General features: G+C 72.5%; 23 protein-coding genes. 12 read left to right on the forward strand and 11 right to left on the reverse strand.

The window, feature by feature from the left end; all coding sequences use genetic code 11:
* Nucleotides 1-105: 105 nt before the first annotated feature.
* Together J3486_RS23385 and J3486_RS23390 are read left to right on the forward strand one after the other, a co-directional pair.
* A complete protein-coding gene (locus J3486_RS23385; protein WP_207823347.1) occupies nucleotides 106-2,307 on the forward strand; it encodes a glycosyltransferase family 39 protein in 2,202 nt (733 codons plus the stop codon).
* A gap of 162 nt (nucleotides 2,308-2,469) precedes the next feature.
* A complete protein-coding gene (locus J3486_RS23390; protein WP_207823349.1) occupies nucleotides 2,470-3,270 on the forward strand; it encodes an endonuclease I family protein in 801 nt (266 codons plus the stop codon).
* Between the two features lie 30 nt (nucleotides 3,271-3,300).
* Here the strand turns inward: J3486_RS23390 and J3486_RS23395 are convergent, their stop codons facing one another.
* Entirely contained in the window at nucleotides 3,301-4,215 is a 915-nt protein-coding gene (locus J3486_RS23395) for a LysR family transcriptional regulator (protein ID WP_207823577.1), read from the reverse strand.
* A gap of 103 nt (nucleotides 4,216-4,318) precedes the next feature.
* Between J3486_RS23395 and J3486_RS23400 the strand changes: the two genes are divergently transcribed.
* Nucleotides 4,319-5,092: an alpha/beta fold hydrolase gene (locus J3486_RS23400; RefSeq protein ID WP_207823351.1), complete on the forward strand. Its 774-nt coding sequence runs from the start codon at nucleotides 4,319-4,321 to the stop codon at nucleotides 5,090-5,092.
* 43 nt (nucleotides 5,093-5,135) lie between these two features.
* Nucleotides 5,136-5,945 (forward strand): alpha/beta fold hydrolase, encoded by an 810-nt coding sequence (locus J3486_RS23405; RefSeq protein WP_207823353.1) that lies wholly within the window; start codon nucleotides 5,136-5,138, stop codon nucleotides 5,943-5,945.
* Nucleotides 5,946-5,962: 17 nt separating this feature from the next.
* Here J3486_RS23405 and J3486_RS23410 read toward each other — a convergent pair whose 3' ends face one another.
* From J3486_RS23410 to J3486_RS23420, 3 genes are read right to left on the reverse strand one after another with little or no spacing between them, the layout of a single operon-like run.
* A complete protein-coding gene (locus J3486_RS23410; RefSeq protein ID WP_207823355.1) occupies nucleotides 5,963-7,642 on the reverse strand; it encodes a thiamine pyrophosphate-binding protein in 1,680 nt (559 codons plus the stop codon).
* Nucleotides 7,643-7,674: 32 nt separating this feature from the next.
* Entirely contained in the window at nucleotides 7,675-8,670 is a 996-nt protein-coding gene (speB, locus tag J3486_RS23415) for an agmatinase (RefSeq protein ID WP_207823579.1), read from the reverse strand.
* Nucleotides 8,671-8,696: 26 nt separating this feature from the next.
* Nucleotides 8,697-10,169 (reverse strand): sodium:solute symporter, encoded by a 1,473-nt coding sequence (locus J3486_RS23420; protein WP_207823357.1) that lies wholly within the window; start codon nucleotides 10,167-10,169, stop codon nucleotides 8,697-8,699.
* 205 nt (nucleotides 10,170-10,374) lie between these two features.
* On the opposite strand from J3486_RS23420, the gene J3486_RS23425 reads away from it, so the two are divergent.
* Entirely contained in the window at nucleotides 10,375-11,802 is a 1,428-nt protein-coding gene (locus J3486_RS23425) for a PucR family transcriptional regulator (protein ID WP_207823359.1), read from the forward strand.
* A 157-nt stretch (nucleotides 11,803-11,959) separates the two neighbouring features.
* Here J3486_RS23425 and J3486_RS23430 read toward each other — a convergent pair whose 3' ends face one another.
* The 3 genes from J3486_RS23430 to J3486_RS23440 all read right to left on the reverse strand — a co-directional run bounded on the left by J3486_RS23430 (nucleotide 11,960) and on the right by J3486_RS23440 (nucleotide 14,737).
* Nucleotides 11,960-12,808 (reverse strand): nitrilase-related carbon-nitrogen hydrolase, encoded by an 849-nt coding sequence (locus J3486_RS23430; protein ID WP_207823361.1) that lies wholly within the window; start codon nucleotides 12,806-12,808, stop codon nucleotides 11,960-11,962.
* A 133-nt stretch (nucleotides 12,809-12,941) separates the two neighbouring features.
* Nucleotides 12,942-13,907, reverse strand: a complete 966-nt coding sequence (locus J3486_RS23435; RefSeq protein ID WP_207823363.1) for a DMT family transporter — start codon at nucleotides 13,905-13,907, stop codon at nucleotides 12,942-12,944.
* A gap of 71 nt (nucleotides 13,908-13,978) precedes the next feature.
* Nucleotides 13,979-14,737 carry a helix-turn-helix transcriptional regulator gene (locus tag J3486_RS23440; RefSeq protein ID WP_207823365.1) on the reverse strand — a complete coding sequence of 253 codons (759 nt, stop codon included), beginning with the start codon at nucleotides 14,735-14,737 and terminating at the stop codon, nucleotides 13,979-13,981.
* 125 nt (nucleotides 14,738-14,862) lie between these two features.
* On the opposite strand from J3486_RS23440, the gene J3486_RS23445 reads away from it, so the two are divergent.
* Nucleotides 14,863-15,666, forward strand: coding sequence for a phosphatase (locus J3486_RS23445; RefSeq protein WP_207823367.1), 804 nt, complete (start codon nucleotides 14,863-14,865; stop codon nucleotides 15,664-15,666).
* A gap of 98 nt (nucleotides 15,667-15,764) precedes the next feature.
* Here the strand turns inward: J3486_RS23445 and J3486_RS23450 are convergent, their stop codons facing one another.
* The 4 genes from J3486_RS23450 to J3486_RS23465 all read right to left on the reverse strand — a co-directional run bounded on the left by J3486_RS23450 (nucleotide 15,765) and on the right by J3486_RS23465 (nucleotide 19,580).
* Entirely contained in the window at nucleotides 15,765-16,763 is a 999-nt protein-coding gene (locus J3486_RS23450) for a cation diffusion facilitator family transporter (protein ID WP_207823369.1), read from the reverse strand.
* Between the two features lie 20 nt (nucleotides 16,764-16,783).
* Nucleotides 16,784-17,653: an acyl-CoA thioesterase II gene (gene tesB / locus J3486_RS23455; protein ID WP_207823371.1), complete on the reverse strand. Its 870-nt coding sequence runs from the start codon at nucleotides 17,651-17,653 to the stop codon at nucleotides 16,784-16,786.
* A 47-nt stretch (nucleotides 17,654-17,700) separates the two neighbouring features.
* A complete protein-coding gene (locus tag J3486_RS23460) occupies nucleotides 17,701-18,858 on the reverse strand; it encodes an acyl-CoA dehydrogenase family protein (RefSeq protein ID WP_207823373.1) in 1,158 nt (385 codons plus the stop codon).
* A 116-nt stretch (nucleotides 18,859-18,974) separates the two neighbouring features.
* On the reverse strand, nucleotides 18,975-19,580 hold the full coding sequence (locus J3486_RS23465) for a TetR/AcrR family transcriptional regulator (protein WP_207823375.1): 606 nt from the start codon (nucleotides 19,578-19,580) through the stop codon (nucleotides 18,975-18,977).
* A 93-nt stretch (nucleotides 19,581-19,673) separates the two neighbouring features.
* Between J3486_RS23465 and J3486_RS23470 the strand changes: the two genes are divergently transcribed.
* From J3486_RS23470 to J3486_RS23495, 6 genes are all read left to right on the forward strand, one after another.
* Entirely contained in the window at nucleotides 19,674-21,296 is a 1,623-nt protein-coding gene (locus J3486_RS23470; RefSeq protein ID WP_207823377.1) for a carboxyl transferase domain-containing protein, read from the forward strand.
* Between the two features lie 14 nt (nucleotides 21,297-21,310).
* Nucleotides 21,311-23,230: a biotin carboxylase N-terminal domain-containing protein gene (locus J3486_RS23475; protein WP_207823379.1), complete on the forward strand. Its 1,920-nt coding sequence runs from the start codon at nucleotides 21,311-21,313 to the stop codon at nucleotides 23,228-23,230.
* Between the two features lie 11 nt (nucleotides 23,231-23,241).
* On the forward strand, nucleotides 23,242-24,171 hold the full coding sequence (locus J3486_RS23480) for a hydroxymethylglutaryl-CoA lyase (RefSeq protein ID WP_207823581.1): 930 nt from the start codon (nucleotides 23,242-23,244) through the stop codon (nucleotides 24,169-24,171).
* 6 nt (nucleotides 24,172-24,177) lie between these two features.
* Nucleotides 24,178-25,338: an acyl-CoA dehydrogenase family protein gene (locus J3486_RS23485; protein ID WP_207823381.1), complete on the forward strand. Its 1,161-nt coding sequence runs from the start codon at nucleotides 24,178-24,180 to the stop codon at nucleotides 25,336-25,338.
* Nucleotides 25,339-25,387: 49 nt separating this feature from the next.
* On the forward strand, nucleotides 25,388-25,753 hold the full coding sequence (locus J3486_RS23490) for an SUKH-3 domain-containing protein (RefSeq protein ID WP_229378438.1): 366 nt from the start codon (nucleotides 25,388-25,390) through the stop codon (nucleotides 25,751-25,753).
* A 106-nt stretch (nucleotides 25,754-25,859) separates the two neighbouring features.
* On the forward strand, nucleotides 25,860-26,909 hold the full coding sequence (locus J3486_RS23495; protein WP_207823384.1) for an ABC transporter substrate-binding protein: 1,050 nt from the start codon (nucleotides 25,860-25,862) through the stop codon (nucleotides 26,907-26,909).
* The last annotated feature ends 4 nt before the right edge of the window (nucleotides 26,910-26,913 follow it).

Below are 26,913 nucleotides of genomic sequence, written 5' to 3' on the forward strand. Positions count from 1 at the left end.
GGATTTCATCCCGCCGCCGCCCCATGGGGAACCCTTGCCCGGATCCACAGGCAACCCCCAGGCTCGGCACAGTCCGCGCTCACCTGGACGGGCCAGCGTGCCCTGGTGACCTCTGCGACCGAACCGCTCCCCCACGCCCCCGCCCCGCCGCCGCCGACGGCAGCGCCGACCGCGCACCGCACGCCGCGCTGGTCACGGCCCGCGCTGCTGGCGACCCTCGTGCTGGCCGGGGTGCTGTACGCCTGGAACCTCTCCGGCAGCGGCCTCAACAGCTTCTACAGCGCCGCGATCTACAGCGGCACCCAGAGCTGGAAGGCCTGGTTCTTCGGCTCCATCGACGCCGGGAACTTCCTCACGGTGGACAAGCCACCGTTCGCCCTGATGGTGATGAGCCTGTTCTGCCGGATCTTCGGTTTCGGCACCTGGCAGATGATGGTGCCGCAGATCGCCGCCGGGCTCGGCTCGATCTGGATCCTGCACTCCTCGGTGAAGCGGGTGTGGGGCCACGCGGCCGCGGCGATCGCCGCGCTGGTGCTCGCGCTGACCCCGATCACCGTCGCCATCAACCGGGACAACAACCCGGACACCCTCCTGGTGCTGCTCATGGTCGGCGGCGCCGCGCTCGCGCTGCGCGCCACCCGTGACGAGAAGCTGCTGCCGCTGCTCGCTTCGGCGGCCTGCTTCGGCCTGGCGTTCAACACCAAGATGCTCCAGGGCTACATCGCGCTGCCCGTGGTCTTCGCGGTGTACGTGTACGCGTCCCGCCCGGGCTGGAAGAAGAAGGCCCGCAATCTGGCGCCGGCCGCCGTCGTGCTCGCCGTCTCCAGCTTCTGGTGGGCGGTCGCCGTCTCCCTGGTGCCCGCGTCCGAGCGCCCGTACATCGGCGGCTCGACGGACGGCTCCGCCTGGGACCTGATCATGGGCTACAACGGCCTGGGCCGGATCTTCGGCGGCGAGGGCAACGGCGGCGGGGGCGGCGGCGGCTTCTCCGGCACCGCGGGCCTCGGCCGGCTCTTCAACGACACCCTCGGCGGGCAGATCTCCTGGCTGATCCCGTTCGCGGGTGCGGCGCTCGTCGGCGGTCTGGTGCTGCGCGGCCGCGCCCCGCGCACCGACCTCACCCGGGCCGCGCTCGTGCTGTGGGGCGGCTGGCTGCTGCTGCACTACGTCACCTTCGCGACCGCCGAAGGCACCATGCACCCGTACTACACGACCGCGGTCGCCCCCGGCATCGCGGCGCTGTGCGGTGGCGGCGGCGTGATGCTGGTGCGCGCGCTGCGCGAGGACAAGCGGTGGGCGTGGGTGCTGCCGGTCGCGCTCGGTGTCACCGGGCTCTGGTCGATCGTGCTGCTGCGCCGCGCGTCCGGCTGGAACAGCTGGCTGTGGCCGCTGATCGCGCTCGTCATGGCGGCGGCGATCGCGGGCCTGCTCGTCTTCCGTACGGCGTCGGGCGCCCGGCTGCGGCTGTTCGCCGCGGCGGTGGCGGCCGCGGTCGTCGCGTCCGTGGCGGGCCCGGCGGCGTACGCGGGGGCCACGACGTTCGCCTCCGGTGGCGCCGGTGGCGGCATGGGCGGCTCGAACCCGACGGCCGGCCCCACGACGGGCGGCGGCATGGGCGGTCCCGGCGGGGGCGGCGGGGGCGGCTTCCCCGGCGGCGGTGAGATGGCCGGCGGCGAGATGGCCGGCGGCGAGATGCCGGGCGGGGAGATGCCGGGCGGCCGGCAGGACGGCACCCAGCAGGGCGGCCCCGGCGGACAGCAGGGCGACCAGCAGGGTGGCGGCTTCCCGGGCGGCGGTGAGATGCCGGGCGGCCGGTCGGGGGGCGGCTTCCCCGGCGGTGGTGAGATGCCGGGCGGTCAGGCCGGTGGCGAGATGCCCGGCGGTCAGTCGGACGGCGGTTCGCGCGGCGGCGGCCTCGGTGGCGGCGGCATGGGCGGCGGCGTCGACAGCGACATGATCACGTACCTGGAGAAGCACCAGGACGGCGCCACGTGGCTGCTCGCGGTCTCCGACTCGCAGTCCGCCGCGCAGATCATCCTCAGCACCAAGAAGCCCGTCATCTCCATGTACGGCTTCACGGGCAGCGACAACGGCATGACCGTCGCCAAGCTCAAGAAGCTGGTCGAGAGCGGCGAGCTGCACTACATCCAGGTCGGCGGAAGCGGCATGGGCGGCGGCAACAGCGCCTCGACCGCCGTCACCGAGTGGGTGCGGGAGCACGGCACGAAGGTGAAGGCGAGCGCGTACGGCGGCACGTCGAGCGACTCCTCGTCGCTGTACCGCCTCGACCCCTCCGACCTCGGCTAGCGGCACAGACCCCAATACACCACCACAGAAGGGCCCCTGACATGACGTCAGGAGCCCTTCTTCGATACCCGATCGACTCACGACGTTCACCCAAAAACCACGTGTCCATGTCACGCTCCGGGTTACCCAAGTCAACCCGCGTAGAACGGACGGACACCCCACATGCCCGCAGCCCACATACGCACGCGCACGCTCGCGCTCACGGCCGCCGCACTCCTGGCCGCCGTGGCCCTGCCCGCCGCGGCCGCGTCCCCGGCGGCCGCCACCACGACCGCGTACGACGACACGTACTACGCGAACGCGATCGGCAAGACCGGCACCGCGCTCAAGTCCTCGCTGCACACGATCATCAGCAGCCAGACGAAACTCTCGTACGACGCCGTCTGGAACGCCCTCAAGGTCACCGACCAGGACCCGAACAACAGCAGCAACGTGATCCTGCTCTACAGCGGCATCTCCCGCGCGAAGTCCCTCAACGGCGGCGACTCCGGCGACTGGAACCGCGAGCACGTGTGGGCCAAGTCCCACGGCGACTTCGGCACCGCGACGGGCCCCGGCACGGACCTGCACCACCTGCGCCCCGAGGACGTCGCCGTCAACAACGTCCGCGGCAACCTCGACTTCGACGAGGGCGGCTCCGCCTTCACCAACAGCGGCGGCAGCAAGGTCGACTCGGACTCCTTCGAGCCGCGCGACGCCGTCAAGGGCGACGTGGCGCGCATGATCCTCTACATGGCCGTCCGCTACGAGGGCGACGACGGCTTCGCCGACCTGGAGCCGGACGAGAAGGTGAACAACGGCACCTCCCCGTACATCGGCAAGCTGTCGGTGCTGAAGAAGTGGAACGACGAGGACCCGCCGGACTCCTTCGAGGAGAACCGCAACCAGGTCATCTACACGACGTACCAGCACAACCGGAACCCGTTCGTCGACCACCCGGAGTGGGTCGACGCGATCTGGTGACGGACCCGGTGCCGCCGCGCGCGGGACGGATCAGGCGTCCAGCGCCCCGTCCTGCGCGTGGCACGCGTCCAGCAGCGCCGCGAGCCGGCGCGACGGCGGGCCGGGGCGCACCGCGAGGTACGTCCGCAGGCCCGGCGCCGTGTCCCGGTCGGCGAAGGGGCGGAACGCGATCCGGTGCGCGGGCTGCACGGCGGCCTGCGCGGCGAAGTAGACGGTCCAGCTCGGCCGGCCCGCGGCGATCGCGGCGAGGGTGTCCTGGTCGGTGGTGAAGGCGGGCCCCATGACGGGCTCGAACCCGGCGGCCCGGCAGGCGTCCAGGACGGCATCGACCAGGGCCGGGTGCGCGGCGCGGGGCGCGATCCGCAGCGGCAGTTCCGCCAGGTCCGCGAGGTCGACCCGGTCCCGCCCGGCCAGCGGGTGCGCGGCGGGCAGCGCGGCGACCAGGACGTCGCGCCACAGGGGCAGCAGTTCGAGGCCGGGAGCGGGGTCGGGGTCCGCGTCGGGGCCGCGCAGGAAGGTGGCGTCGAGCTCGCCGTCGCGGACCTGCTGGAGCCGGGTCGCGCCGGGGCCGCTGACCAGCTCGACCAGCAGCTGCGGGGCCCGCTCGGACAGGACGGTCAGCACACCGTCGAGGCGCAGTCCGAGCCCCACGTTGGTGCCGACGCGCAAGGTCGTCTCCTGTTCCGCACGCACCCCGTCCATCGCCTCGGCCGCGGCCCGTTCGGCGGCCAGGATCGCGCGGGCGTGCGGCAGGAAGGCCCGGCCCGCCCCGGTCAGCCGCACCGAACGGCTCGTGCGGTCGAAGAGTTCGAGCCCGAACTCCCGCTCCAGGCGGCGCACTTGCTGGCTGACGGTGGGCTGCACGATGTGCAGCCGCTCGGCCGCCCGCCCGAAGTGCAGCTCCTCGGCCACGGCCACGAAGTACTTCACCTGACGCAGCTCCACGCCCCACCCCCGGTCCGGGAAGACCCCGTCGATCACGATGCGTGATGAGTCTAAGAGCGGATCACTCCTTGGTCGGCGGCCGTCCGGCCGCTGGAATGGGCGCATGCCTTACGCCACCGTGAACGACACCACGCTCCATTACGAGGATCTGGGCTCGGGCCGCCCGCTGGTCCTGCTGCACGGATGGGGCACCAGCGGCCGGGTCTGGGACGCGCAGGTCGCCGGTCTGTCGGCCGACCACCGGGTGATCACTCTCGACTGGCGTGGCTGCGGCCGCTCGGACCGCCCGGCCGGCGGGTACACCATCGCGCAACTCGCCTCCGACGTACTGGAGTTCATCGACGTACTGGACCTGGACCGGCCCGTGCTCGTGGGGTCGTCGATCGCGGGCGCGTTCGTGATCGAGGCCGCGCTGCGGGCGCCCGGACGGATCGGGGCGGTCGTCCCGGTGGGCTCGGGGGTGCAGCACTTCAGCACGCGGCCCGGGGCGAAGCGGGCGGCGGCCGGGCTGCTCGCCGATCTGCGGGCCGACCGCGCCGGCACGCTGGCCGGGTTCGTGCCGCACTGGTACGCGCCCGGCACGAGCCGGGCGCTGATCGACTGGACGGTCCGGCAGGTCCTCGACGCGACGCCCCGTATCGACGCGCTCGCCACCGACCAGGCCGCGTACGACCCCAGGGACCGGCTGCCCGCACTGCGCGTCCCGGTCCACTTCCTGCACGGCGCACTGGACACCGAGGTCCCGCTGTCGGTGCCGCGCGGGCTGCTCGACCTGATACCCGGCGCCCGGCTGACGGTGATCGAGGGCGCCGGGCACATGGCGCAGCAGGAGCGCCCCGAGCGCTTCAACCAGGCGCTGCGCGCGGCCCTGAACTGACGCCCTCACCGTCAACACCCCACCCACACACAGGAGTTACGCCATGCCTTACGTCGACGTCGCCGTGTCCGGCGGTATCAGCAAGACCCACTACCTGGTCGCGGGCAGCGGCCCGGGCCTCGTCCTGGTGCACGGCACCGGCGCCACGGCGGCCGCCAACTGGACGCCGCTCATGGAGGCCCTCGCGGACCGCTTCACGATCGTCGCCCCCGACCTTCCCGGTTCACCCGAGACGACCGACCCGGGCGGCCCGATCACCCTCGACGACATGGTCGCGCCGGTCGTGGCGGCGGCCCGGGACGCGGGGCTCGACCGGTTCCACGTCGTCGGCCACTCGCTGGGCGCGGTGGTGGCGACGGCGACCGCGGCCCTCCACCCCGGCCTGGTCAACTCCCTCACCGCGCACGCGGGTTGGGTGAAGGCGGACGCGTACATGAGGTACCAGTTCGACCACTGGCAGCACCTGGCCGCCACCGACCCGGCCGCCCTGGCCCGCACGATCATCCTCTTCGCCCTGGGCAAGGACACCCTGCGCGACTGGGACGACGCCACCTTCGACGAGGTGACCGCCGCCTTGACCGAGCAGCTCACCACGGGAGCCGACGGTTTCGCCCGCCAGTCCGCGGCCGACGCCGCAGTCGACCTCACCGACCTGCTCCCGCGCATCACGGCCCCGACCCTGCTGATCTCCAGCGCCGACGACCGCATGGTGCCCCCGCACCACCAGCACGACCTGGCCGAACGCATCCCGCACGCCCGGCTGCTGCGGGTCCCGGGCGGGCACGGGCTGCCCGCCGAGAACCCGGACCTGCTGACCGCGAAGGTCGCCGAGCACCTGGCCGAGGTGGGCTGAGGCTCAGGGCCTGTGTCTCAGCCCAGATGCGTGGGCGCGAACATGCGCAGCACCGCCGGGAGCACGACCACGCGCGGGCCCGGCGCCGCGAGCGCCGACGACAGGTCGTCCTTGAGCGTCTCCGGCGTCGTGCGCACGGCGGGGACGCCGAAGGACTCGGCGAGGGCCACGAAGTCGGGGCGGGTCAGCTCCGTGGCCGTGGCCTGGCCGAACGCGTCGTTCATGTACTCGCGCAGGATGCCGTAGCCGCCGTCGTCGACGATCAGCCAGGTGACGTTCAGGGACTCCTGGGCGGCCGTGGCGAGTTCGGCGATCGAGTACAGGGCGCCGCCGTCGCCGGAGACCGCGAGGACCGGGGTCGTCGGGTCGGCCGCCGCGGCGCCGAGGGCCGCGGGGAAGCCGTAGCCGAGGCCGCCCGCGCCCTGCGCCGAGTGCAGCGGGCCGGGCCATGCCGACCAGGCCCAGTAGGCGAGGATCGTCATGTCCCAGAAGGAAGGGGACTTGGGCGGGAGCGCGGCGCGGACGGAGGCCAACACATCCTGTTCCAGGGTGAGTTCCTGGGAGGCGATGCGGTCCCGTACGGCCTTCAGGGTCTCGGCGACGCGGGGCGCGGCCTTCTCGTCGGGGCGCTCCTCGACCGTCTCCACCAGCGCCTGCAGCGCGAGGCGGGCGTCGGCGTGGATGCCGAGCGCCGGGTGGTTGGACTCCAGCTTGCCCGCGTCGGCCTCGATCTGGACGACCCGGCCGCGGGGCTTGAACGTGTGGTAGTTCGAGGAGACTTCGCCCAGGCCCGAGCCGACGACGAGGAGGACGTCCGCGTCCTCCAGGAAGTCGGTGACGTACCGGTCCTCCATCCAGGACTGGAGCGAGAGGGGGTGCTCCCAGGGGAAGGCGCCCTTGCCGCCGAAGGTGCAGACGACCGGGGCGTTCACCTTCTCCGCGAGCGCGAGCAGCTTGCCGGAGGCGTCCGAGCGGACGACGCCGCCGCCCGCGATGATCGCCGGGCGTGCCGCCCTGGACAGCAGGTCGGCTGCGACGGCGGTGAGCTCGGGGCGCGGCGGCAGCTCGTGCGGGGTCGCGTCCATCGCCGTGACGACCGGCAGGGACGCCGGGGCGAGCAGCACGTCCTGCGGGATCTCCACGTAGACCGGGCCGTGCGGCGCGCTCAGCGCCGACTCCCAGGCCGCGGCGACGGCCGACGGGATCTGCGACTGGGTACGGACCGTGTGCACGGACTTCACGATGTCGCGGAACGAGGCCTGCTGGTCGCGGAGTTCGTGGAGGTACCCGTGCCGGCCGCCGCCGAGCCCGGCCACCGGCACCTGGCTGACGATCGCGAGGACCGGCGCGGACGCGGCGGCCGCCTCCTGGAGAGCGGGCAGCGAGGTGAGCGCGCCGGGGCCCGTGGACAGGAACAGCGGCGCGACCTCTCCCGTCACCCGGCCGTACGCGTCCGCCGCGAACCCGGCGTTGTTCTCCACGCGCAGCCCGACATAGCGCAGGTCGGAGCGGCGCAGCGCGTCGAAGAGGCCGAGCGCGTGCTGGCCGGGCAGGCCGAACACGGTGGACGCGCCGAGCCCCGCGAGAGTCTCCACGACCAGGTCGCCGCCCGTCCGCCCCGGGGGCGGGTTGAGGGCTGCTTCGGTCTGGGCCCGTGTGGGCCGCAGTACGACGTCGTGGCCGTGGTCGTGGGTCATCGCGGGGCTCTCCTGGGTGGTGCGTGGTGCGGTCAGGCGGTGCGGGACGCCGCGATCTGCCGGGACATGATCGTCGTCAGCTCGTACGCGGTGTGCGAGGCGGCGACGGCGGTGATCTCCGCGTGGTCGTACGCGGGAGCCACCTCGACGACGTCCGCGGACACCAGGTTGCACGATGCCAGGCCGCGCAGGATCTCCAGGAGCTCCCGCGAGGTCATGCCGCCGGCCTCGGGGGTGCCGGTGCCCGGGGCGTGCGCCGGGTCGAGGCAGTCGATGTCGATGGAGATGTACAGCGGGCGGTCGCCGATGCGCTGGCGCAGCTGGTCGGCGACCTCGTCGGCGCCGCGCCGGTAGACGTCGGCCGAGGTGACGATGCCGAAGCCGAGCTTCTCGTCGTCGGTGAGGTCCTGCTTGCCGTACAGCGGGCCGCGGGTACCGACGTGGGAGAGGGCGGAGGTGTCGAGGATGCCCTCCTCGACGGCGCGGCGGAACGGGGTGCCGTGGGTGTACTCGGCGCCGAAGTAGGTGTCCCAGGTGTCGAGGTGCGCGTCGAAGTGGAGCAGCGCGACCGGGCCGTGCTTCTTGGCGACGGAGCGCAGCAGCGGCAGCGCGATGGTGTGGTCGCCGCCGAGCGTCATCATGCGGGCGCCGGAGCCGAGCAGCTCGTCGGCGGCGGCCTCGATGGTCTCGACGGCCTCGTTGATGTTGAACGGGTTGGCGGCGATGTCACCGGCGTCCGCGACCTGCGCGAGGGCGAACGGGGACGCGTCCTGCGCCGGGTTGTACGGGCGCAGGAGGCGGGAGGCCTCGCGGATCGCGTTGCCGCCGAAGCGGGCGCCGGGCCGGTAGGAGACACCGGTGTCGAAGGGGACGCCCACGACGGCGACGTCGGCGGAGTCGACCTCGTCGAGGCGGGGCAGGCGCGCGAAGGTCGCAGGCCCCGCGTACCGCGGGATGCGGGAGGAGTCGACCGGACCGACAGCACCGGTGGGACCGGCGGGAACGCGGGGCGTCTCGAAGCTGTTCATTGCGCGCATGCCTTCTTTCTACGGGGTTACTGCGGTACGGCGACGGGAGCCGGGTCGGGCTCGGGGGCGCCGCGGCCGGCGAGCCGCTCGCGCCAGTTGGCGAGGACGGCGGCGTCGGTGGGCTTCGTGGCCAGGGAGACCACGAGGTAGACGACGAGGGACGCGGACAGGCCGTAGTAGACGGGCTCGTTGGCGAGGATCCCGTACTTCCACATCAGGCCGAGGACGGTGAGACCGCCGACGACGACGGAGGCGAGCGCACCGGTTCCGGTGCCGCGCTTCCACACCAGGCCGCCGAGGATCGGCACGAGCAGCCCGGCGACGAGCAGGTTGTAGGCGACGGTGAGCGCCTCGACCACGTTGTTGAGGACGATCGAGATGACGATCGCGGCGATGCCGAGGACCAGGATGAACAGGCGGTTGCCCTTCACCTCGTCGTGCTCGCCCTCGGCGCCCGCCTCCGGCTTGACGCCGCGCAGCCGCTTCCAGATGTCGTTGTTGGCGACGGTGGCGCAGGCGATCAGCGCGCCGGACGACGTCGACATCACGGCGGCCAGCGCGGCGGCGAGGACCAGGCCGCGGACACCGACGGGCAGCTCGTCCTTGACGATCTGGGCGAACGCCTCGTCGGCCTCGCCGAGGCCCTTCGGGTAGAGGACCTTGGCCGCGGTGCCGATGACGGCGCCGCCGATCGCGTAGACCAGGCAGTAGACGCCGGAGACCGTGCCGCCCCAGCGGGCCACCTTGTCGGTGCGGGCGGTGAACACGCGCTGCCAGATGTCCTGGCCGATGAGCATGCCGAACGTGTAGATCAGCACGTACGTGAAGATCGTCTCGCCGCCGATGCCCAGCGGGTCGAAGTACGAGGTGGGCAGCGCGGCCTTCATCTCGCTGAAGCCGCCAGCCTTCACGACGGCGACGGGCAGCAGGATCAGCAGCACACCGATCGTCTTCACGACGAACTGCACCATGTCGGTGATGGTGATCGACCACATGCCGCCGAGCGTCGAGTAGGCGACGACGATGGCGCCGCCGATGACGATCGCCAGCCAGCGCGGCACGTCGAAGAGGACGTCGAAGATGGTGGCGTACGCGATGGTCGAGGTGACCACGAGCATCAGCGTGTACGCCCACATCACGATGCCGGAGATCATCCCGGCGCTGCCGCCGTAACGCAGGTCGAGCATCTCCGAGACGGTGTAGACCTTCAGCCGGGCGATGCGCGCCGAGAAGAACACCGACAGGGCGAGCAGGCCGAAGCCGATGGAGAAGACGAGCCAGGCGCCCGACAGGCCGTACTGGTAGCCGAGGCCGACGCCGCCGATGGTGGAGGCGCCGCCGAGCACGACCGCCGCCATGGTGCCGGAGTACATGGCCGGGCCCAGACGCCGTCCGGCGACCAGGAAGTCGCTCTTGGACTTGGCGCGGCGCATGCCCCACCAGCCCATGGCCAGCATGCCGGCGAGATAGACGACGATCACGATGTAGTCGACGGCCATGGGACGCCCTCCTTTGCACACCTCAGTGGCGTGTCGTGCATGGATTGTCCGGTTGTGAGGTCCCTGGGAGAGGGCCGTCGGCTGCGGGGACATACGCCCGTACCCGCGCCCACCGGTCGGAATGAATCTAGGTGGCCGAATAGCGACGCTGAAGTGTACGTTTCCGATACTTACGGGGATCGCAGTAGAGGAATCATCCAGCATCATGCCGATCGAGCCGACCGAGCCGCTCACCCCGCCGGTGCCGCCCGTCCTGCTGAGCGCCCTGCTCGCGCAGGAGGAGCTCGGCCTGCGCCAGCTGGCGGGGCCGCCCGCGCGGTCGGTGCAGCTGTACGCGGCGCACCCCACGGAGATGGCGGACCCGTACCCGTATCTGCTCGGCGGTGAGCTGCTGCTGACGGCGGGGCTGCACATCACCGAGGCGGTCGGCGACCCGGACGCGTACTTCGAGCGGTACGTGTCGCGGCTGGCGCAGGCGGGCGGCGCGGCCCTCGGTTTCGGGCTCGCGCCGGTGCACGACACGGTGCCGGCGGCGCTGGTCGCGGCGTGCGAGCGGCACGGGATGCCGCTGGTCGAGGTGCCGCCGAGCACCCGGTTCAGCGCGGTGGTGCGGGCCCTGTGGAGCCTGATGGCGGCGGTGCGCCATCTCGAACTGCGCCGGGTCACCGAGGCCCAGCAGGGTCTCGCGACGGCGGCCGCGCGCCCGGACTCCACCTCGGCCGTACTGCGTCAACTCGCCCAGCGCACCGGCGGGTTCGCGGTCCTGGTCGGGCCCGAGGGCACCGAGCTGCACCGCGCGGGGACCGCGCCGTCCGACGCGGTCGGGGCGGCGCTCGGCGCCCTGGTGCGGGTGGTGCGGCCCGCCACGACCCGGCTCTTCCCGACCCCGTCGTCCGCGTCCGACGAGGTGGACGGCGTGCAGCTGTCGGCGTACGCGCTCGGCGGCCCGGGCGGCCGCGCCCTCGGCCTGGCCACGGCGGGCCGGGCGCCCGGCGACCACACCATCACGGGCGTGGCGGTGGTACTCCTCTCCCTGCTCCAGGGCGAGCACCAGTCGGCGGGCGACGCGCGGCGCTCGGCGGCGCTGGTGCGGCTGCTGCTCGGCGAGCGCCCCGAGGACACGGCCGGGCTGCTCGGCCCCGACGACACCTGGCGGGTGGTGCACGCCCAGCCGCTGGGCGCGCAGCCCGCACCGTCCCTGGGCACCCCGCTGGTCGACGCCACGGACACGCTCGTACGGGCGCTGGTCCCGGCCGGGCAGGAGATCACCGCGCACGACGGCTGGGCCCTCGGGGTCAGCGCCCCCGCCGCGCCCGGCGAGCTGCGCACCGCCGACACCCAGGCCGCCCACGCCCTGTCCCGCGCCCGCACCCTGCGCCTGCCCCTGGCCCGGCACCGCGCCGACACCCCCGCCCCGGCCCTGGCCGCGCTGGCCGACCGCCCGGAACTGCGGCACACCCTGCGCACCTGGCTCTCCCTGCACGGCAGCTGGGACCGGACCGCGGGTGCGCTCGGCGTGCATCGCAACACGGTGCGGCAGCGGATCGCCAAGTGCGCGACGCTGGTGGGGGCGGATCTGGACGACCCGGATGTGCGGATGGAGTTGTGGTTCGGGCTGCGGGATCTGGGGTGAGGGGTTGTCGGTCGTCGTTCGGGGGCGGGTGCGTGGGGGCTGGGCGCGCCCCGCGGCGGAGCCGCATGTCGATACAGCCCCGCGCCCCTGAAGCATGCGCTGCGCGCAGCTTCCCCGATGAAACGGGGCCGTGGACGAACGAAAACCCGCTCCGCCCTCAGTACAGCTCGGGCCGCCGGTCCCCGAAGACGTCGTTGTGCTCGCCCAGCGACTTGTCGCGCGCCTGCGCCAGATCGCAGGGGGCCAGCAGCAGGGCGGGACCCTCGGTCGGGGTGTGCCCGGCGAGCGGGAACCCGTCGGGGTCGACGATCACGGAGCCACCGGTCCAGGAGACCCCGCGCTCGTCACCGGCCCGGTCGGCGACGGCGACGTACATCCGGTTCGCGGCGGCAGCCGCCTGCGCCTTGGTGACCTCGGCGGGGCGCTCCCCCTCCGGGCGCGGGAAGCGCGGCCAGTTGACCGGGGCGCACAGCAGCTCGGTGCCGGCGAGGGCGGCGCGGCGGACCCACTCGGGGAACTCCAGGTCGTAACAGACCATCACGCCGAGCCGGCCGACGCCCTCGATGTCGACGGTCGGGGGCAGCCCGTCGCCGGGGACGAAGAAGTCCTTCTCGGTGCCGAAGAGGTGCGCCTTGCGGTAGACGGCGCGCAGGGCGCCGGACGGGTCGATGACGACGGCCGAGTTGCGCACCCGGTCCTCGCCGTCGAGCTCCGCGAGCCCGGCGACCAGGGTGACGCCGTGCCGGCGGGCGGCGGCGGACCAGGCGGTGACGGTCGGCCCGTCGAGCGGCTCGGCGAGCGCGCGGGCCTCGGCGACGGTCTCGAAGACATAGCCGCTGTTGGCCAGCTCGGGCAGCACGACGACGCGGGCCCCGGCGCGGGCGGCGGCCTCGATCGCCTCCTCTGCGGCGGCCAGGTTCTCGGCGACGTCCCCGACCCCGAGGGCGAGCTGGGCGCAGGCCACGGTGGTCATCGGCCGGTCGTCCCGCTCCGTGGAGACGTTCATCGCGGAGCCCTTCCTCGCGCCGTACGGAACGCGCGGTCGCACGCCCCTGACGGCTGGACCCTAACCCCGCGCCCCCTCCGCCCGTCTGCGCCGCAGCGGCCAAAAGGGAATCCGGCACCTGGACACGGCGGAGTCAGCTCCCCGTCGTGGTGCTCTCCTCCTGCACGGGGGCCGTCGCGACGACCCGGGAGGCGGCGCGCGCCCGCGACCTCGACACGGCCACACCGGCGAGGCACAGCACACCGCCGAGCAGCGTCAGCCAGCCCGGCACCTCGTCGAGGAAGAGCCAGCTGAGCAGGACCACGATGGCGGGCACGGCGTACGTCGTCGCGCCCATCTTCCCCGCGGGCGTGCGGGCCAGCGCGTACGTCCAGGTGGTGAAGGCGAGCGCGGTCGGTACGACGCCGAGGTACAGCATGTTGAGGGTCGCGGACGCGGGGGCGTCGGCCACCTCGGAGAACAGCTGTCCGGAGAACGGCAGGCAGGCCACCGTCCCGATCAGGCAGCTGAACGCGGTGACCTGGAGCGGCGAGCCGTGGGAGAGCGCGGGCTTCTGGGCGACGACCCCGACCGCGTACGCGACGGCGGCGAGCAGGCAGAGCACGACACCCAGCAGCGAGGTCGAACCGCCGTCCCGGGACGAGCCCGCGGACCCGGCGGACATCGACAGGCCGACCACGACCGCGCCCGCGAACGACACCGCCATGCCGGCGAGCAGCCGCGGCGGCAGCGCCTCGCCGAGCAGCCGGGCGGCGAGCAGCGCCATGAGGATCGGCCCGACGTTCACGAGCAGGGCGGCGGTGCCGGCGTCGACGAGCCGCTCGCCCCAGTTCAGCGCGACCATGTAGCCCGCGAACCAGACCAGGCCCGACACCACGATGCCGCGCCAGGCGCCGCGCGGCGGCAGCCCTTCGCCGCGGACCAGGACCAGGACGACCAGGACCACGGAGGCGGCGAGCAGCCGGCCCAGGGCGAGCGCGCCCGGTGAGTAGGCGCCGCCCGCGCTGCGGATCGCGACGAAGGCCGAGGCCCAGGCGAGCACGGTGAAGGAGACGGCGCCGACGGTGAGCAGGCCGGCGCGGGAGGTTCGGGAGGACATATGAGCAGCGTACGGAAATTTCATTTCGGCGTCCACCGAAATGTTTGAGAGCGGGTGCGGGTGGGCCGGCGTCAGGCCGCCCAGGCGTCCGGGGTGAGGCCGAGCAGATCGTGCAGCATCCGCTCGCCCGCGCCGGTCACGTACAGCGCCCGCCCGCCGTCCCCGGCGCGCCCGATCCAGCCCTGCGCGAGGGCCCGCGCGCACAGCCGGGCCGCGGCGGCCCCGCCCAGGTGGCGGCGGCGCTCGGTCCAGTCCATGCAGGAACTGGCGAGCGGCCGGCGCCCGGCGTGCTCCGCCGCGGGCAGTTCGACCCCGGCCCGCGCGAACCAGGCGCGCCCGTCGTCGGTCAGCTCGAAGACCCCGTCCGTGTGCAGCAGTCCGCGCTCCCGCAGCCGGTCGGTGACGGCCATGCCGAGCCGGCCCGCGACATGGTCGTAGCAGAGCCGGGCGGCGGCCAACGGGTCCTGGGCGGCGACCATCGGCACGGTGTGCGCGGCGTCCCGGTCCGGCACGGCGTGCGAGGCGAGGGCGTCGACGAGCCGGGCCGTGTCCGTGTCGGCGATCCGCACGTAACTGTGGCGCCCGCGCCGCTCGGTGACACACACTCCGGCGCTCACCAGCCGCGCCGTGTGACCGCTGACGGTGGAGGGCGCGACCCCGGTGATCCGGCTCAGCTCACCGGCGCTCCAGGCGCGCCCCTCCAGCATCGCCATGCAGATCGCGGCGCGGGTCTCGTCGGCGAAGACCGCGGCGAGGGCGGCGAGCCGGGCGGCGGGGGCGGGGGCGTCCGCGGTGACATCGGCGGTGCCGTCGGAGTGCGGGGCAGTCATCCCTCCAGCATGCCGCAAAACTTCGGCGAACACCGAATGATTCGTGTGCGGGTGCGGCGCAGACCCCGGTCCCACTCCCCGGAACCGATCACCGCCGCACAGCCGCCCCCGGCACAATGGAGTCCATGCCGATACCCGGGATTCCCAGCGACACTCCGACCCGCGCCGCCCTGATCGACCACCTCGTCCGCACCCGCATCGCGGGCGACGTGGCCACGCCCCGCGAGAACAACCTCTCCCACTACCGCAAGCTCGCGAACGGCGACCGGCACTTCTGGCTGGGCCTGGAACTCGGCGACCGCTGGAGCGACGAGCAGGACGTGCTCGCGGTGATGGCCGAGCGCTGCGGGGTGGTCGACGACCCCGAGCACCGTTACGGCCAGGACACCATCGACCCGGAGCTGACGGTCGACGCCCTGGAGCGGATGGCGGCCCGGCTGCGCAAGGCGGCCGCGGGCCGCCAGCGCGTCCTGTTCGCGACGGGCCACCCGGGCGGCCTGCTCGACGTGCACCGGGCGACCGCGGCCGCCCTGCGCGCGGCGGGCTGCGAGATCGTCGTCATCCCCGAGGGCCTGGCCACCGAGGAGGGCATGGTCTTCCAGTTCGCGGACGTGGCGATGCTGGAGCGCGGGGCGACGCTGTGGCACACCCACTCCCCCGACCCGATGACCCGCATCCTCGACGGCCTGGAGCACGAGGGCCGTCCGCTGCCCGACCTGGTCGTCGCCGACCACGGCTGGGCGGGCTGCGCGGCCCAGCGCGGCCTCGACTCCGTCGGTTACGCGGACTGCAACGACCCGGCGCTGTTCGTGGGCGAGGCCGAGGGCACGATGCAGGTGACGGTCCCCCTGGACGACCATGTGACGAGCCCGCGCCACTACGACCCGATGACGGCGTACCTGCTGGGCGCCGCCGGCCTGCTGGACTGAGCTTCGCAACGCGGCTGCGGGGCGGGCGGAGTTCGCTTCAGGGGTGCGGGGAACCGCGCGAGAAGTCCCACCGGCCCACAGCCCGCGAACGAGGCCGTCTACCAGGGGTCCAGCCCGGCCTCCCGGCGCTGGGCGAACCCGGGCGTCGGGTCCAGGTACACCCTGCGCACCGCCGGGAACCGCTCCTGCAGCCGCCGCGCCGCGTCCTCGCAGGCCCACTCGATCTGCGCCGCGGTGGACGCGTCCCGGAAGTCGACCTTGGCGGCGACCAGCGCCTCGCGGGGGCCCTGCACCAGCGTGGTCAGTTCGAGGACGCTCTCGACGTGCTCGACGCCGAGCAGCAGCTCCCGGATCTCGGCCCTGATGGGCGCCGGCAGCGGCCGCCCCACGAGCAGCTCGGCGTTGGACCGCCCGAGCACCCAGGCGACCCACAGCAGCAGCACGCCGATGCAGAGCGAGGCGATGCCGTCCCAGACCCCGGAGCCGGTGAGCTGCCCGCCGAGCAGACCGCCGGCGGCCAGCAGCAGACCGGCGAGGGCCGCACTGTCCTCCAGGACGACGGCCTTCACGGCGGTGTCGGGCGTGTGCCTCAGATACGTGCCGAAGGGCGCCTTGAACCGGGCGGCCTCCCCCCGCGCCTGCTTGACGGCGGTCCGCAGCGAGAAGCCCTCCAGCAGGAAGGCGACGCCCAGCACGATGTACGAGACGAGCGGATCGCCGAGCTCCTCGCCGACGACCAGCGTGTGGATGCCGTCGTAGAAGGAGAAGACGGCACCGCCGACGAACGTGGCGACGGCGGCGAGCAGCGCCCACACGTACCGCTCGCCCCCGTACCCGAGGGGGTGGTCCTCGTCGGCGGGTTTCTCGCTGCGCTTGAGCGAGGTCAGGAGCAGCAGTTCGGTGACGGTGTCGGCGAAGGAGTGCGCGGCCTCGGAGAGCATCGCGCTGGATCCGCTGATGACGCCGGCGACGGCCTTGGCCAAGGCGATGCCGAGGTTCGCCACCGCGGCGACGATCACGGTGAAGACGCTCTCGCCACCCGCCTCTTCCGCGTCGCCCGCGCCGTCGGTCACAGCAGCTCCATCCCGTACGTCCATGTACGGGACCGTATGTCTGATCAGCGCGGAACGCGAACGACGCCTTCCTGGATCACGGTGATCGCGAGCCGGCCCTCCTGGGTGTAGATCCGGGCCTGACCGAGGCCGCGGCCGCCGGACGCGGACGGCGACTGCTGGTCGTAGAGCAGCCATTCGTCGGCGCGGAACGGCCGGTGGAACCACATGGCGTGGTCGAGCGAGGCGCCGACGACGTCGCCGACCGCCCAGCCGCCGCGCCCGTGCGCGAGCAGCACGGAGTCGAGCAGCGTCATGTCGGAGACGTACGTGGCGAGGCAGACGTGCAGCAGCGGGTCGTCGGCGAGTTTGCCGTTGGTGCGGAACCAGACCTGCGAGTTCGGCGGCTGCGGATCGCCGACGAAGGCGAACGGCGGCGCGTCGACGTAGCGCAGATCGACGGCCTCGCGGGCCTCCAGCATCTTCTGGACGCGGTCGGGACCGAGGACGTCGGCGTAGCGCGGCAGCATCTCGGCCGCGGTCGGCAGCGACTCGGGGTCGGGCGCGGGCGGCATGTCCGCCTGGTGCTCCAGGCCCTCCTCGTACGTCTGGAAGGACGCGGAGAGGTGGAAGATCGGCTGCCCGTGCTGGATCGCGACCACCCTGCGGGTGGTGAAGGAGCGGCCGTCGCGAATGCGGTCGACGGTGTAGACGATGGGCGCGCCCGGGTCGCCCGCGACGAGGAAGTACGCGTGCAGGGAGTGGGCGAGCCGGTCGGCGGGGACGGTGCGCCCCGCCGCGACCAGCGCCTGGGCCGCCACCTGCCCGCCGAAGACGCGCGGGACGACGGCGGACCGGGACTGGCCGCGGAAGATGTCCTCCTCGATCTGCTCCAGATCGAGCAGATCGAGGAGGGAGTCAAGTGCCTGATGCATGGGATCAGTTGTACCCAGCAGATATTCCGAGCGACAGGTACGGGGGGTTACAGGCCCATGTTCTTCGCGATGATCATCTTCATGACCTCGCTGGTGCCGCCGTAGATGCGGTTGACGCGGTTGTCCGCGTACAGGCGGGCGATCGGGTACTCGTTCATGAAGCCGTAGCCGCCGTGCAGCTGGAGGCAGCGGTCGATGACGCGGTGGGCGACCTCGGTGCAGAACAGCTTCGCGGACGCGGCCTCGGCCGCGGTCAGCTCACCGGCGTCGAGGGCCTCCAGGGCGCGGTCGGCGACGGCCTCGGCGGCGTCCACCTCGGCCTGGCAGGCGGCCAGCTCGAACTTGGTGTTCTGGAACGACGCGACGGGCTTGCCGAAGACGGTGCGCTCCTGGACGTACTGCTTGGCGAACTGGACGGCCGCCTTGGCCTGCGCGTAGGCGCCGTAGGCGATGCCCCAGCGCTCGGAGGCGAGGTTCGTGCCGAGGTAGCCGAAGCCCTTGTTCTCCTCGCCGAGCAGGTCCTCGACGGGCACCTTCACGTCGACGAACGCCAGCTCGGCGGTGTCGGACGTGCGCAGGCCGAGCTTGTCGAGCTTGCGGCCGATGGAGTAGCCCTCGGACTTGGTGTCGACGGCGAAGAGGGAGATGCCGAAGCGGCGGTCCTCGGCGCTGGGCGCGGAGGTGCGGGCGCAGACGATGACGCGGTCGGCGTGCACACCGCCGGTGATGAAGGTCTTGGCGCCGTTGAGGACGTAGTGCGTGCCGTCCTCGGAGAGCTTGGCGGTGGTCTTCATGCCCGCGACGTCGGAGCCGGTGCCCGGCTCGGTCATCGCGAGGGCCCACATCTCCTCGCCGGAGACGAACTTCGGCAGGTAGCGCTTCTTCTGCTCGTCGGTGGCGAGCATCTTGATGTAGGGCAGGGCGAGCAGCACGTGGACGCCGGAGCCGCCGAAGGAGACGCCCGCGCGGGCGGTCTCCTCGTACTGGATGGCCTCGAACTTGTGGGTGTCCATGCCCGCGCCGTCGAACTCCTCCGGCACGTTGATGCCGAACAGGCCGAGCTCGGCCATCTTGCCGTACAGCTCGCGGGGCACGATGCCCTGCTGGAACCACTCGTCGTAGTGGGGGACGACCTCGGCCTCGATGAAGGCGCGCAGGGTCTCCCGGAACGCCTCGTGGTCCTCATCAAAAACGGTACGGCGCACGGAGAACTCTCCTTCTACGACGGCTCAACGACGGTTTCAGCTGACGGGCATACGCGACTAAGCGCTTGCTCAGGGCAACGTTACCCGCGAGTTTCTGAAGCGTCCAGAGATGCACGTCACTCCGGCGCGGCGGCGGCCGCGAAGGCCCCGCGGGCCAGCTTGTGCAGCAGCCGCGCCGTGACCGCGCGTCCGGGGAGCGAGCCGGGGCGGCTGAGGTGCGGCGTGGAGTTCAGCAGACCGAAGACCGCGTGCACGGCCACGCGCGCCTGCGGCTCCGCGAGCTGTGGGTAGACCTTCCTCAGCGACTCCACCCACAGCTCCACGTACTGGCGCTGAAGGGAGCGCACCAGCTTGCGGTCGCTGTCGCGCAGCCGGTCCAGCTCACGGTCGTGCAGCGTGATCAGGTCCCGGTCGTCGACGGCGAAGTCGATGTGCCCCTCGATGAGCGAGTCGAGCAGCGCCTCCGGGCCGTGCTCGGCCTCGGCGACCCGGCGCTTGCCGCCGGTCAGCAGCTGCCCGCTGATGCCGACGAGCAGCTCGGCGAGCATCGCGTCCTTGCCCGCGAAGTGGCGGTAGAGGCCGGGGCCGCTGATGCCGACCGCGGCTCCTATCTCGTCGACCCCTACGCCGTGGAACCCGCGCTCGGCGAAGAGCCGGGCGGCCTCCTTGAGGATCTGCTCGCGACGGGTGGGCGCGTCGGTTCTGGAGGCTCCTGAAGACATGAAGCAATTCTAGACAGCGAGGTTAGCGAGCGTTAACCTGAAGGACATCGGTTAACGGTCATTAACATCGCTACGTGGTGAGAGGACCGCAGGATGCACGAGGCACCGGAGCTGACGAGCGCGGCGGATCCCGCGTCGGAGGCCTGGCAGTCCCATGAGGCGGCCCACCGGAAGCTCGCGGCCGAGCTGCGCGAGAAGCTGGCCGCGGCCCGGCTCGGCGGCGGCGAGAAGGCCCGCGCCCGGCACACGGCGCGCGGCAAGCTGCTGCCGCGTGAGCGGGTGGACACGCTGCTCGACCCCGGCTCCCCGTTCCTGGAGCTGGCGCCGCTGGCGGCGGACGGGATGTACGAGGGGCAGGCGCCGGCGGCGGGCGTGATCGCCGGCATCGGGCGGGTGTCGGGCCGCGAGTGCGTGATCGTCGCCAATGACGCGACGGTCAAGGGCGGCACGTACTACCCGATGACGGTGAAGAAGCACCTGCGCGCCCAGGAGGTGGCGCTGGAGAACCGGCTGCCGTGCGTCTACCTGGTGGACTCCGGCGGTGCGTTCCTGCCGATGCAGGACGAGGTGTTCCCGGACCGCGAGCACTTCGGGCGGATCTTCTACAACCAGGCGCGGATGTCGGGCGCCGGCATCCCGCAGATCGCGGCGGTGCTCGGCTCGTGCACGGCCGGCGGCGCGTACGTCCCGGCGATGAGCGACGAAGCGGTGATCGTCCGCAATCAGGGCACGATCTTCCTGGGCGGCCCACCGCTGGTGAAGGCGGCCACCGGCGAGGTGGTGACGGCGGAGGAGCTGGGCGGCGGCGAGGTCCACTCGCGCGTCTCGGGCGTCACCGACCACCTCGCGGAGGACGACGCGCACGCGCTGCGCATCGTCCGGACCATCGTCTCCACGCTCCCGGAGCGCGGCCCGCTGCCGTGGGCGGTCAGGGCGGCGATCGAGCCGAAGGTGGACCCGGCGGGTCTGTACGGCGCGGTGCCGGTCGACTCGCGCACCCCGTACGACGTCCGCGAGGTCATCGCGCGCGTGGTCGACGGTTCGCAGTTCGCCGAGTTCAAGGCCGAGTTCGGGCAGACGCTGGTCACCGGGTTCGCGCGGATCCACGGCCACCCGGTCGGCATCGTCGCGAACAACGGCATCCTGTTCGCCGAGTCCGCCCAGAAGGGCGCCCACTTCATCGAGCTGTGCGACCAGCGCGGCATCCCGCTGGTGTTCCTGCAGAACATCTCGGGGTTCATGGTCGGAAAGGACTACGAGGCGGGCGGGATCGCCAAGCACGGCGCCAAAATGGTCACGGCGGTGGCCTGCACGCGCGTACCGAAGCTGACGGTGGTGATCGGCGGCTCGTACGGCGCGGGCAACTACTCGATGTGCGGGCGGGCGTACTCGCCGCGCTTCCTGTGGATGTGGCCCGGCGCGAAGATCAGCGTCATGGGCGGCGAGCAGGCCGCCTCGGTGCTCGCGACGGTCAAGCGCGACCAGTTGGAGGCGCGCGGGGAGTCCTGGCCCGCGGACGAGGAGGAGGCGTTCAAGGCGCCGATCCGCAGCCAGTACGAGACCCAGGGCAGTGCCTACTACGCGACGGCCCGGCTGTGGGACGACGGCGTGATCGACCCGATGGAGACCCGCCAGGTCCTCGGCCTGGCCCTGACCGCCTGTGCCAACGCGCCGCTTCCGGAGAAGTCCGGCGGCTTCGGCGTCTTCCGGATGTGAGGGGACGAGCCACTGTGTTCGAGACGGTACTTGTGGCCAACCGCGGTGAGATCGCGGTCCGGGTCATCCGCACGCTGCGCGCCCTCGGCATCCGCTCGGTGGCGGTCCACAGCGACGCCGACGCCGACGCGCGGCATGTGCGCGAGGCCGACGAGGCGGTGCGGATCGGCCCGCCCCCGGCCGCCGAGAGTTACCTGTCGGTGGAGCGGCTGCTCGCGGCCGCGGCGTCGAGCGGCGCCCAGGCGGTGCACCCGGGCTACGGCTTCCTGGCGGAGAACGCGACGTTCGCGCGGGCCTGCGAGGAGGCCGGCCTGACGTTCATCGGGCCGTCGGCCGACGCGATCGCCCTGATGGGCGACAAGATCCGCGCCAAGGAGACGGTCGAGGCCGCGGGCGTGCCGGTGGTGCCGGGCGGCCGCGATCCCGAACTGGCCGAGGCGGCCCGTGCGTTGGGCGCCCCGGTGCTGCTGAAGCCGTCGGCGGGCGGCGGCGGCAAGGGCATGCGCCTGGTGCGGGACCTGACGGTCCTGGAGGAGGAGATCGCGGCCGCCCGGCGCGAGGCGCGGGCCTCCTTCGGTGACGACACGCTGCTCGTGGAGCGCTGGGTCGACCGGCCCCGGCACATCGAGATCCAGGTCCTCGCGGACGGCCACGGCAACGTGGTGCACCTCGGCGAGCGCGAGTGCTCCCTCCAGCGCCGCCACCAGAAGATCATCGAGGAGGCGCCCAGCGTGCTCCTCGACGAGGCCACGCGCGCGGCGATGGGCGAGGCGGCCGTGGAGGCGGCCCGCAGCTGCGGCTACCGGGGCGCGGGCACGGTGGAGTTCATCGTGCCGGGCGACGACCCGGCCTCGTACTACTTCATGGAGATGAACACCCGCCTCCAGGTCGAGCACCCGGTGACCGAGCTGGTCACGGGCCTGGACCTGGTGGAGTGGCAGCTGCGGGTCGCGGCGGGCGAGCGACTCCCGTTCGGGCAGGCCGACATCACGCTCACCGGCCACGCGGTCGAGGCACGGCTGTGCGCCGAGACCGTGTCGATCAAGGAGGGCGCCCGCGGCTTCCTGCCGTCCGGCGGCACGGTCCTGGCCCTCCAGGAACCCGAGGGCGACGGCGTGCGCACCGACTCGGGGCTCAGCGAGGGCACCGAGGTCTCCTCGCTGTACGACCCGATGCTGGCGAAGGTCATCGCGTACGGCCCCGACCGGGAGACCGCGCTGCGCAGACTGCGGGCCGCGCTGGCCAGGACGGTGACGCTCGGCGTGCCGACGAACGCCGGGTTCCTGCGCCGCCTGCTGGCCCATCCGGCGGTCGTCGCGGGCGAGTTGGACACCGGGCTCGTGGAGCGCGCGGTCGACGACCTGGTGGACGCCGACGTCCCGGCGGAGGTGTACGCGGCGGCGGGGGTGCTGCGCCGGCGGGCTCTCGCCCCGGCCGCCACGGACGGCTGGGTGGACCCGTTCTCGCGGCCCGACGGCTGGCGGCTCGGCGGCGAACCGGCGTGGACCGTGCACCACTTGAGGGTCCCGGGTCACGACCCGGTCGAGGTCCGCGTCCGCGGTGACGAGGTGCTGGTCGACGGCGCCCCGACGACCCCGGCCCGGCTCACCGCCGTCGCCGGCGACTGGCTGGCCCGCGACGGCGACGCCTGGCACGTCCAGGACCACGACCCGGTGGCGGCGCGCCTGACGGGCGCGGGCCACGACGGCGCGGGCTCCCTGACGGCCCCGATGCCGGGCACCGTGACCGTCGTGAAGGTGGCGGTCGGCGATCAAGTGGCCGCCGGACAGAGCCTGTTGGTGGTGGAGGCGATGAAGATGGAGCACGTGATCGCGGCCCCGCACGCCGGCACCGTGACGGAGCTGGACGTGTCGCCGGGCACGACGGTGGCGATGGACCAGGTGCTCGCCGTCATCGCGGAGGAGGAGAAGTGACCGCACTCCCCATGGTCGTCCGGGCCGAGGACCTGCCCGGCCGGGTCCGCATCCACGAGGTGGGCGCCCGCGACGGCCTGCAGAACGAGAAGACCGCCGTCCCCACCGAGGTGAAGGCGGAGTTCGTCCACCGCCTCGCCGCGGCGGGCCTCACCACGATCGAGGCGACGAGCTTCGTCCACCCCAGGTGGGTTCCTCAACTGGCCGACGCGGAAGCCCTGTTCCCGCGGCTGGCGGACCTCGGCCACGTGCACCTCCCGGTCCTGGTGCCGAACGAGCGGGGCCTGACCCGGGCCCTGGACCTCGGCGCGAACCGCATCGCGGTGTTCGCCAGCGCCACCGAGTCCTTCGCGAAGGCCAATCTGAACCGCACGGTGGCCGAGTCCCTGGCGATGTTCGAGCCGGTCGTGACCCGCGCCAAGGAGGCGCGGGCGCACGTGCGCGGCTATCTCTCCATGTGCTTCGGCGACCCCTGGGAGGGCGCCGTCCCCGTCCACCAGGTCGTCGAGGTCGCCAAGGCCCTGCGGGACATGGGCTGCGACGAGCTGAGCCTGGGCGACACCATCGGCGTGGCTACCCCCGGCCACGTACAGACGCTGCTGGCGGAGCTGAACGAGGAGGGTGTGCCGACCGACACGCTCGGCGTGCACTTCCACGACACGTACGGACAGGCGCTCGCCAACACGCTCGCCGCGCTGCAGCACGGCGTGACCACGGTCGACGCGTCCGCGGGCGGCCTCGGCGGCTGCCCGTTCGCGAAGAGCGCCACCGGAAACCTCGCCACCGAGGACCTCGTCTGGATGCTGCAGGGCCTGGGCATCGAGACCGGGGTCGACCTCGGCCTTCTCACCGACACCAGCAGGTGGATGGCCGGGCATCTGGGCCGACCCAGCCCGTCCCGCACCGTATCCGCCCTCTCGACGCCCCCACAGGAGCAGTGAGCAGCCATGGACCACCGCCTCTCCCCCGAGCACGAGGAACTGCGGCGCACCGTCGAGGAGTTCGCGCACGAGGTCGTCGCCCCGAAGATCGGTGACTACTACGAGCGGCACGAGTTCCCGTACGAGATCGTCCGCGAGATGGGCCGCATGGGGCTGTTCGGGCTGCCGTTCCCCGAGGAGTACGGCGGCATGGGCGGCGACTACCTGGCGCTCGGCATCGCCCTGGAGGAGCTGGCCCGGGTCGACTCCTCCGTCGCCATCACCCTGGAGGCCGGAGTCTCCCTGGGCGCCATGCCGGTCCACCTGTTCGGCACCGAGGAGCAGAAGCGGCAGTGGCTGCCGAAGCTGTGCGCCGGCGAGATGCTGGGCGCGTTCGGGCTGACCGAGCCGGAGGCGGGGTCGGACGCGGGCGGCACCCGCACCACGGCGGTCCGCGACGAGGCGACCGGCGACTGGGTCATCAACGGCACGAAGTGCTTCATCACCAACTCCGGCACGGACATCACGGGCCTGGTGACGGTGACGGCGGTGACCGGCCGCACGGCGGACGGCAAGCCGCTGATCTCGTCGATCATCGTCCCCGCGGGCACGCCCGGCTTCACGGCGGCGGCCCCGTACTCGAAGGTCGGGTGGAACGCGTCGGACACCCGTGAGCTGCACTTCGACGACGTCCGGGTGCCGGGTGCGAACCTGCTGGGCGCGGAGGGCCGCGGCTTCGCCCAGTTCCTGCGGATCCTCGACGAGGGCCGTATCGCGATCTCGGCTCTCGCCACCGGGCTCGCCCAGGGCTGCGTCGACGAGTCGGTGAAGTACGCCAAGGAGCGCCGCGCGTTCGGGCGCACCATCGGCGGCTACCAGGCGATCCAGTTCAAGATCGCCGACATGGAGATGAAGGCGCACACGGCCCGTCTGGCGTGGCGGGACGCGGCGTCCCGGCTGGTGGCGGGCGAGCCGTTCAAGAAGGAGGCGGCGCTGGCGAAGCTGTACTCGTCGACGATCGCGGTGGACAACGCGCGCGAGGCGACCCAGATCCACGGCGGCTACGGCTTCATGAACGAGTATCCGGTGGCCCGCATGTGGCGCGACTCCAAGATCCTGGAGATCGGCGAGGGCACGAGCGAGGTCCAGCGGATGCTGATCGCACGGGAGCTGGGTCTGACGTCGTAGGGCCCGTCACCGGCACGGTGAAGTGAGAGCATCGGGAACCGTGTTCCCGTTGACGTCGCCCGAGGCGGTGGATGCCTGGCTGTCGACCGGCGGCCGGCATCCGGGGCGCCGGTGCGACGAGTTCGCCGCCGCGGAGACGGCGCGCGCCGTCGCCGAGTTCCGTGCCGACGGCGGGCAGCTTGAGGTCATCGAGCCCGCCGTCGCCTTCCTGCGCGAGCACATCGGCATCGTGCCGACCCTGAGCACCGGCCCCGAGAACCTGTCGGAGTTCAGCCCGGCCCTCATGGACGAGCGGGGGCGCTTCTTCTCTCTGCACTGGAGCGCCGAGTACTACCTGGGCGACGACAAGTACGCGGCGCTGATGGCCTACTCGCACGGCCAACCCCGGGAGTACGTGGATCTCCACCACAGCTGAGCGGCGGGGACCCGCCCCCTGGACATCATGGGAAGTTAGGTTAACCTACCCTCAGTTTGCGACCCCGTCCGGCCGATGACCCGGCACGTCCGAAAGCAGCCCCTCCATGTCGAACGCCCGTCTGTCCCGCCCCACCCGCCGCGGCATCCTCGCCGCCGGCGGAGCCCTCGGCCTCGGCGCCGCGCTCGCCGCCTGCGGCAGCGACAAGGGCTCCAAAGACAGCGGTTCGGACTCGACGCAGGCCGCGAAGAAGTCCGGCCCCTGGTCCTACAAGGACGACCGTGGCACGACCGTGAAGCTGGACAAGGTCCCGGCGAACATCGTCGCCTACACCGGCGTCGGCGCCGCCCTCTACGACTACGGCATCCAGGTCAAGGGCGTCTTCGGCCCGACCACGGTCAAGGGCGGCAAGGCCGATGTGATGGCCGGCGACATGCCCGTCGACAAGGTCACGGTCATCGGCAACGAGTGGGGCGCGTTCAACATCGAGAAGTACGCGGGCCTCGCCCCCGACGTGCTGATCTCGACGATGTTCGACGGCGCGGGCACCCTCTGGTACGTCCCGGCGGAGTCCAAGGCCAAGATCGCCAAGCTTGCCCCGAGCGTCGGCATCTCCGTCTACGACCGCCAGCTCACCCAGCCCCTTGAGCGCATGTACGCGCTGGCCGAGTCGCTCGGCGCCGACCTGAAGGCCGACAAGGTCGTCAAGGCGAAGAAGCGCTTCGAGGACGCGGCGGCCCGGCTGCGCAAGGCCGCCAAGGCGAACCCCGACATCAAGGTCCTGGTCGGCTCGGCCAGCGCCGACATCTTCTACATGTCGGGCACGAACCTCTCCATCGACCTGGAGTACTTCAAGGCCCTCGGCGTGAACTTCGTCGAGCCCCCGGAGAAGGCCAAGAAGGCCTCCGGCGGCTGGTACGAGAACCTGAGCTGGGAGAACGTCGACAAGTACCCGGCCGACATCATCATGATGGACGACCGCACCCAGGCCATCCAGCCCGCCGACATCGAAGAGGCGACCTGGAAGAAGCTGCCCGCCGTCAAGGCCGGCCAGGTCATCGGCCGCTCCACCGAGCCGATCCTCTCCTACGACAAGTGCGCCCCGCTCCTGGAGAACCTCGCCAAGGCGATCGAGACCGCGAAGAAGGTGTCGTAACCAC

Source organism: Streptomyces sp. VRA16 Mangrove soil, from assembly GCF_017377775.1.
Classification (GTDB): Bacteria; Actinomycetota; Actinomycetes; order Streptomycetales; family Streptomycetaceae; genus Streptomyces.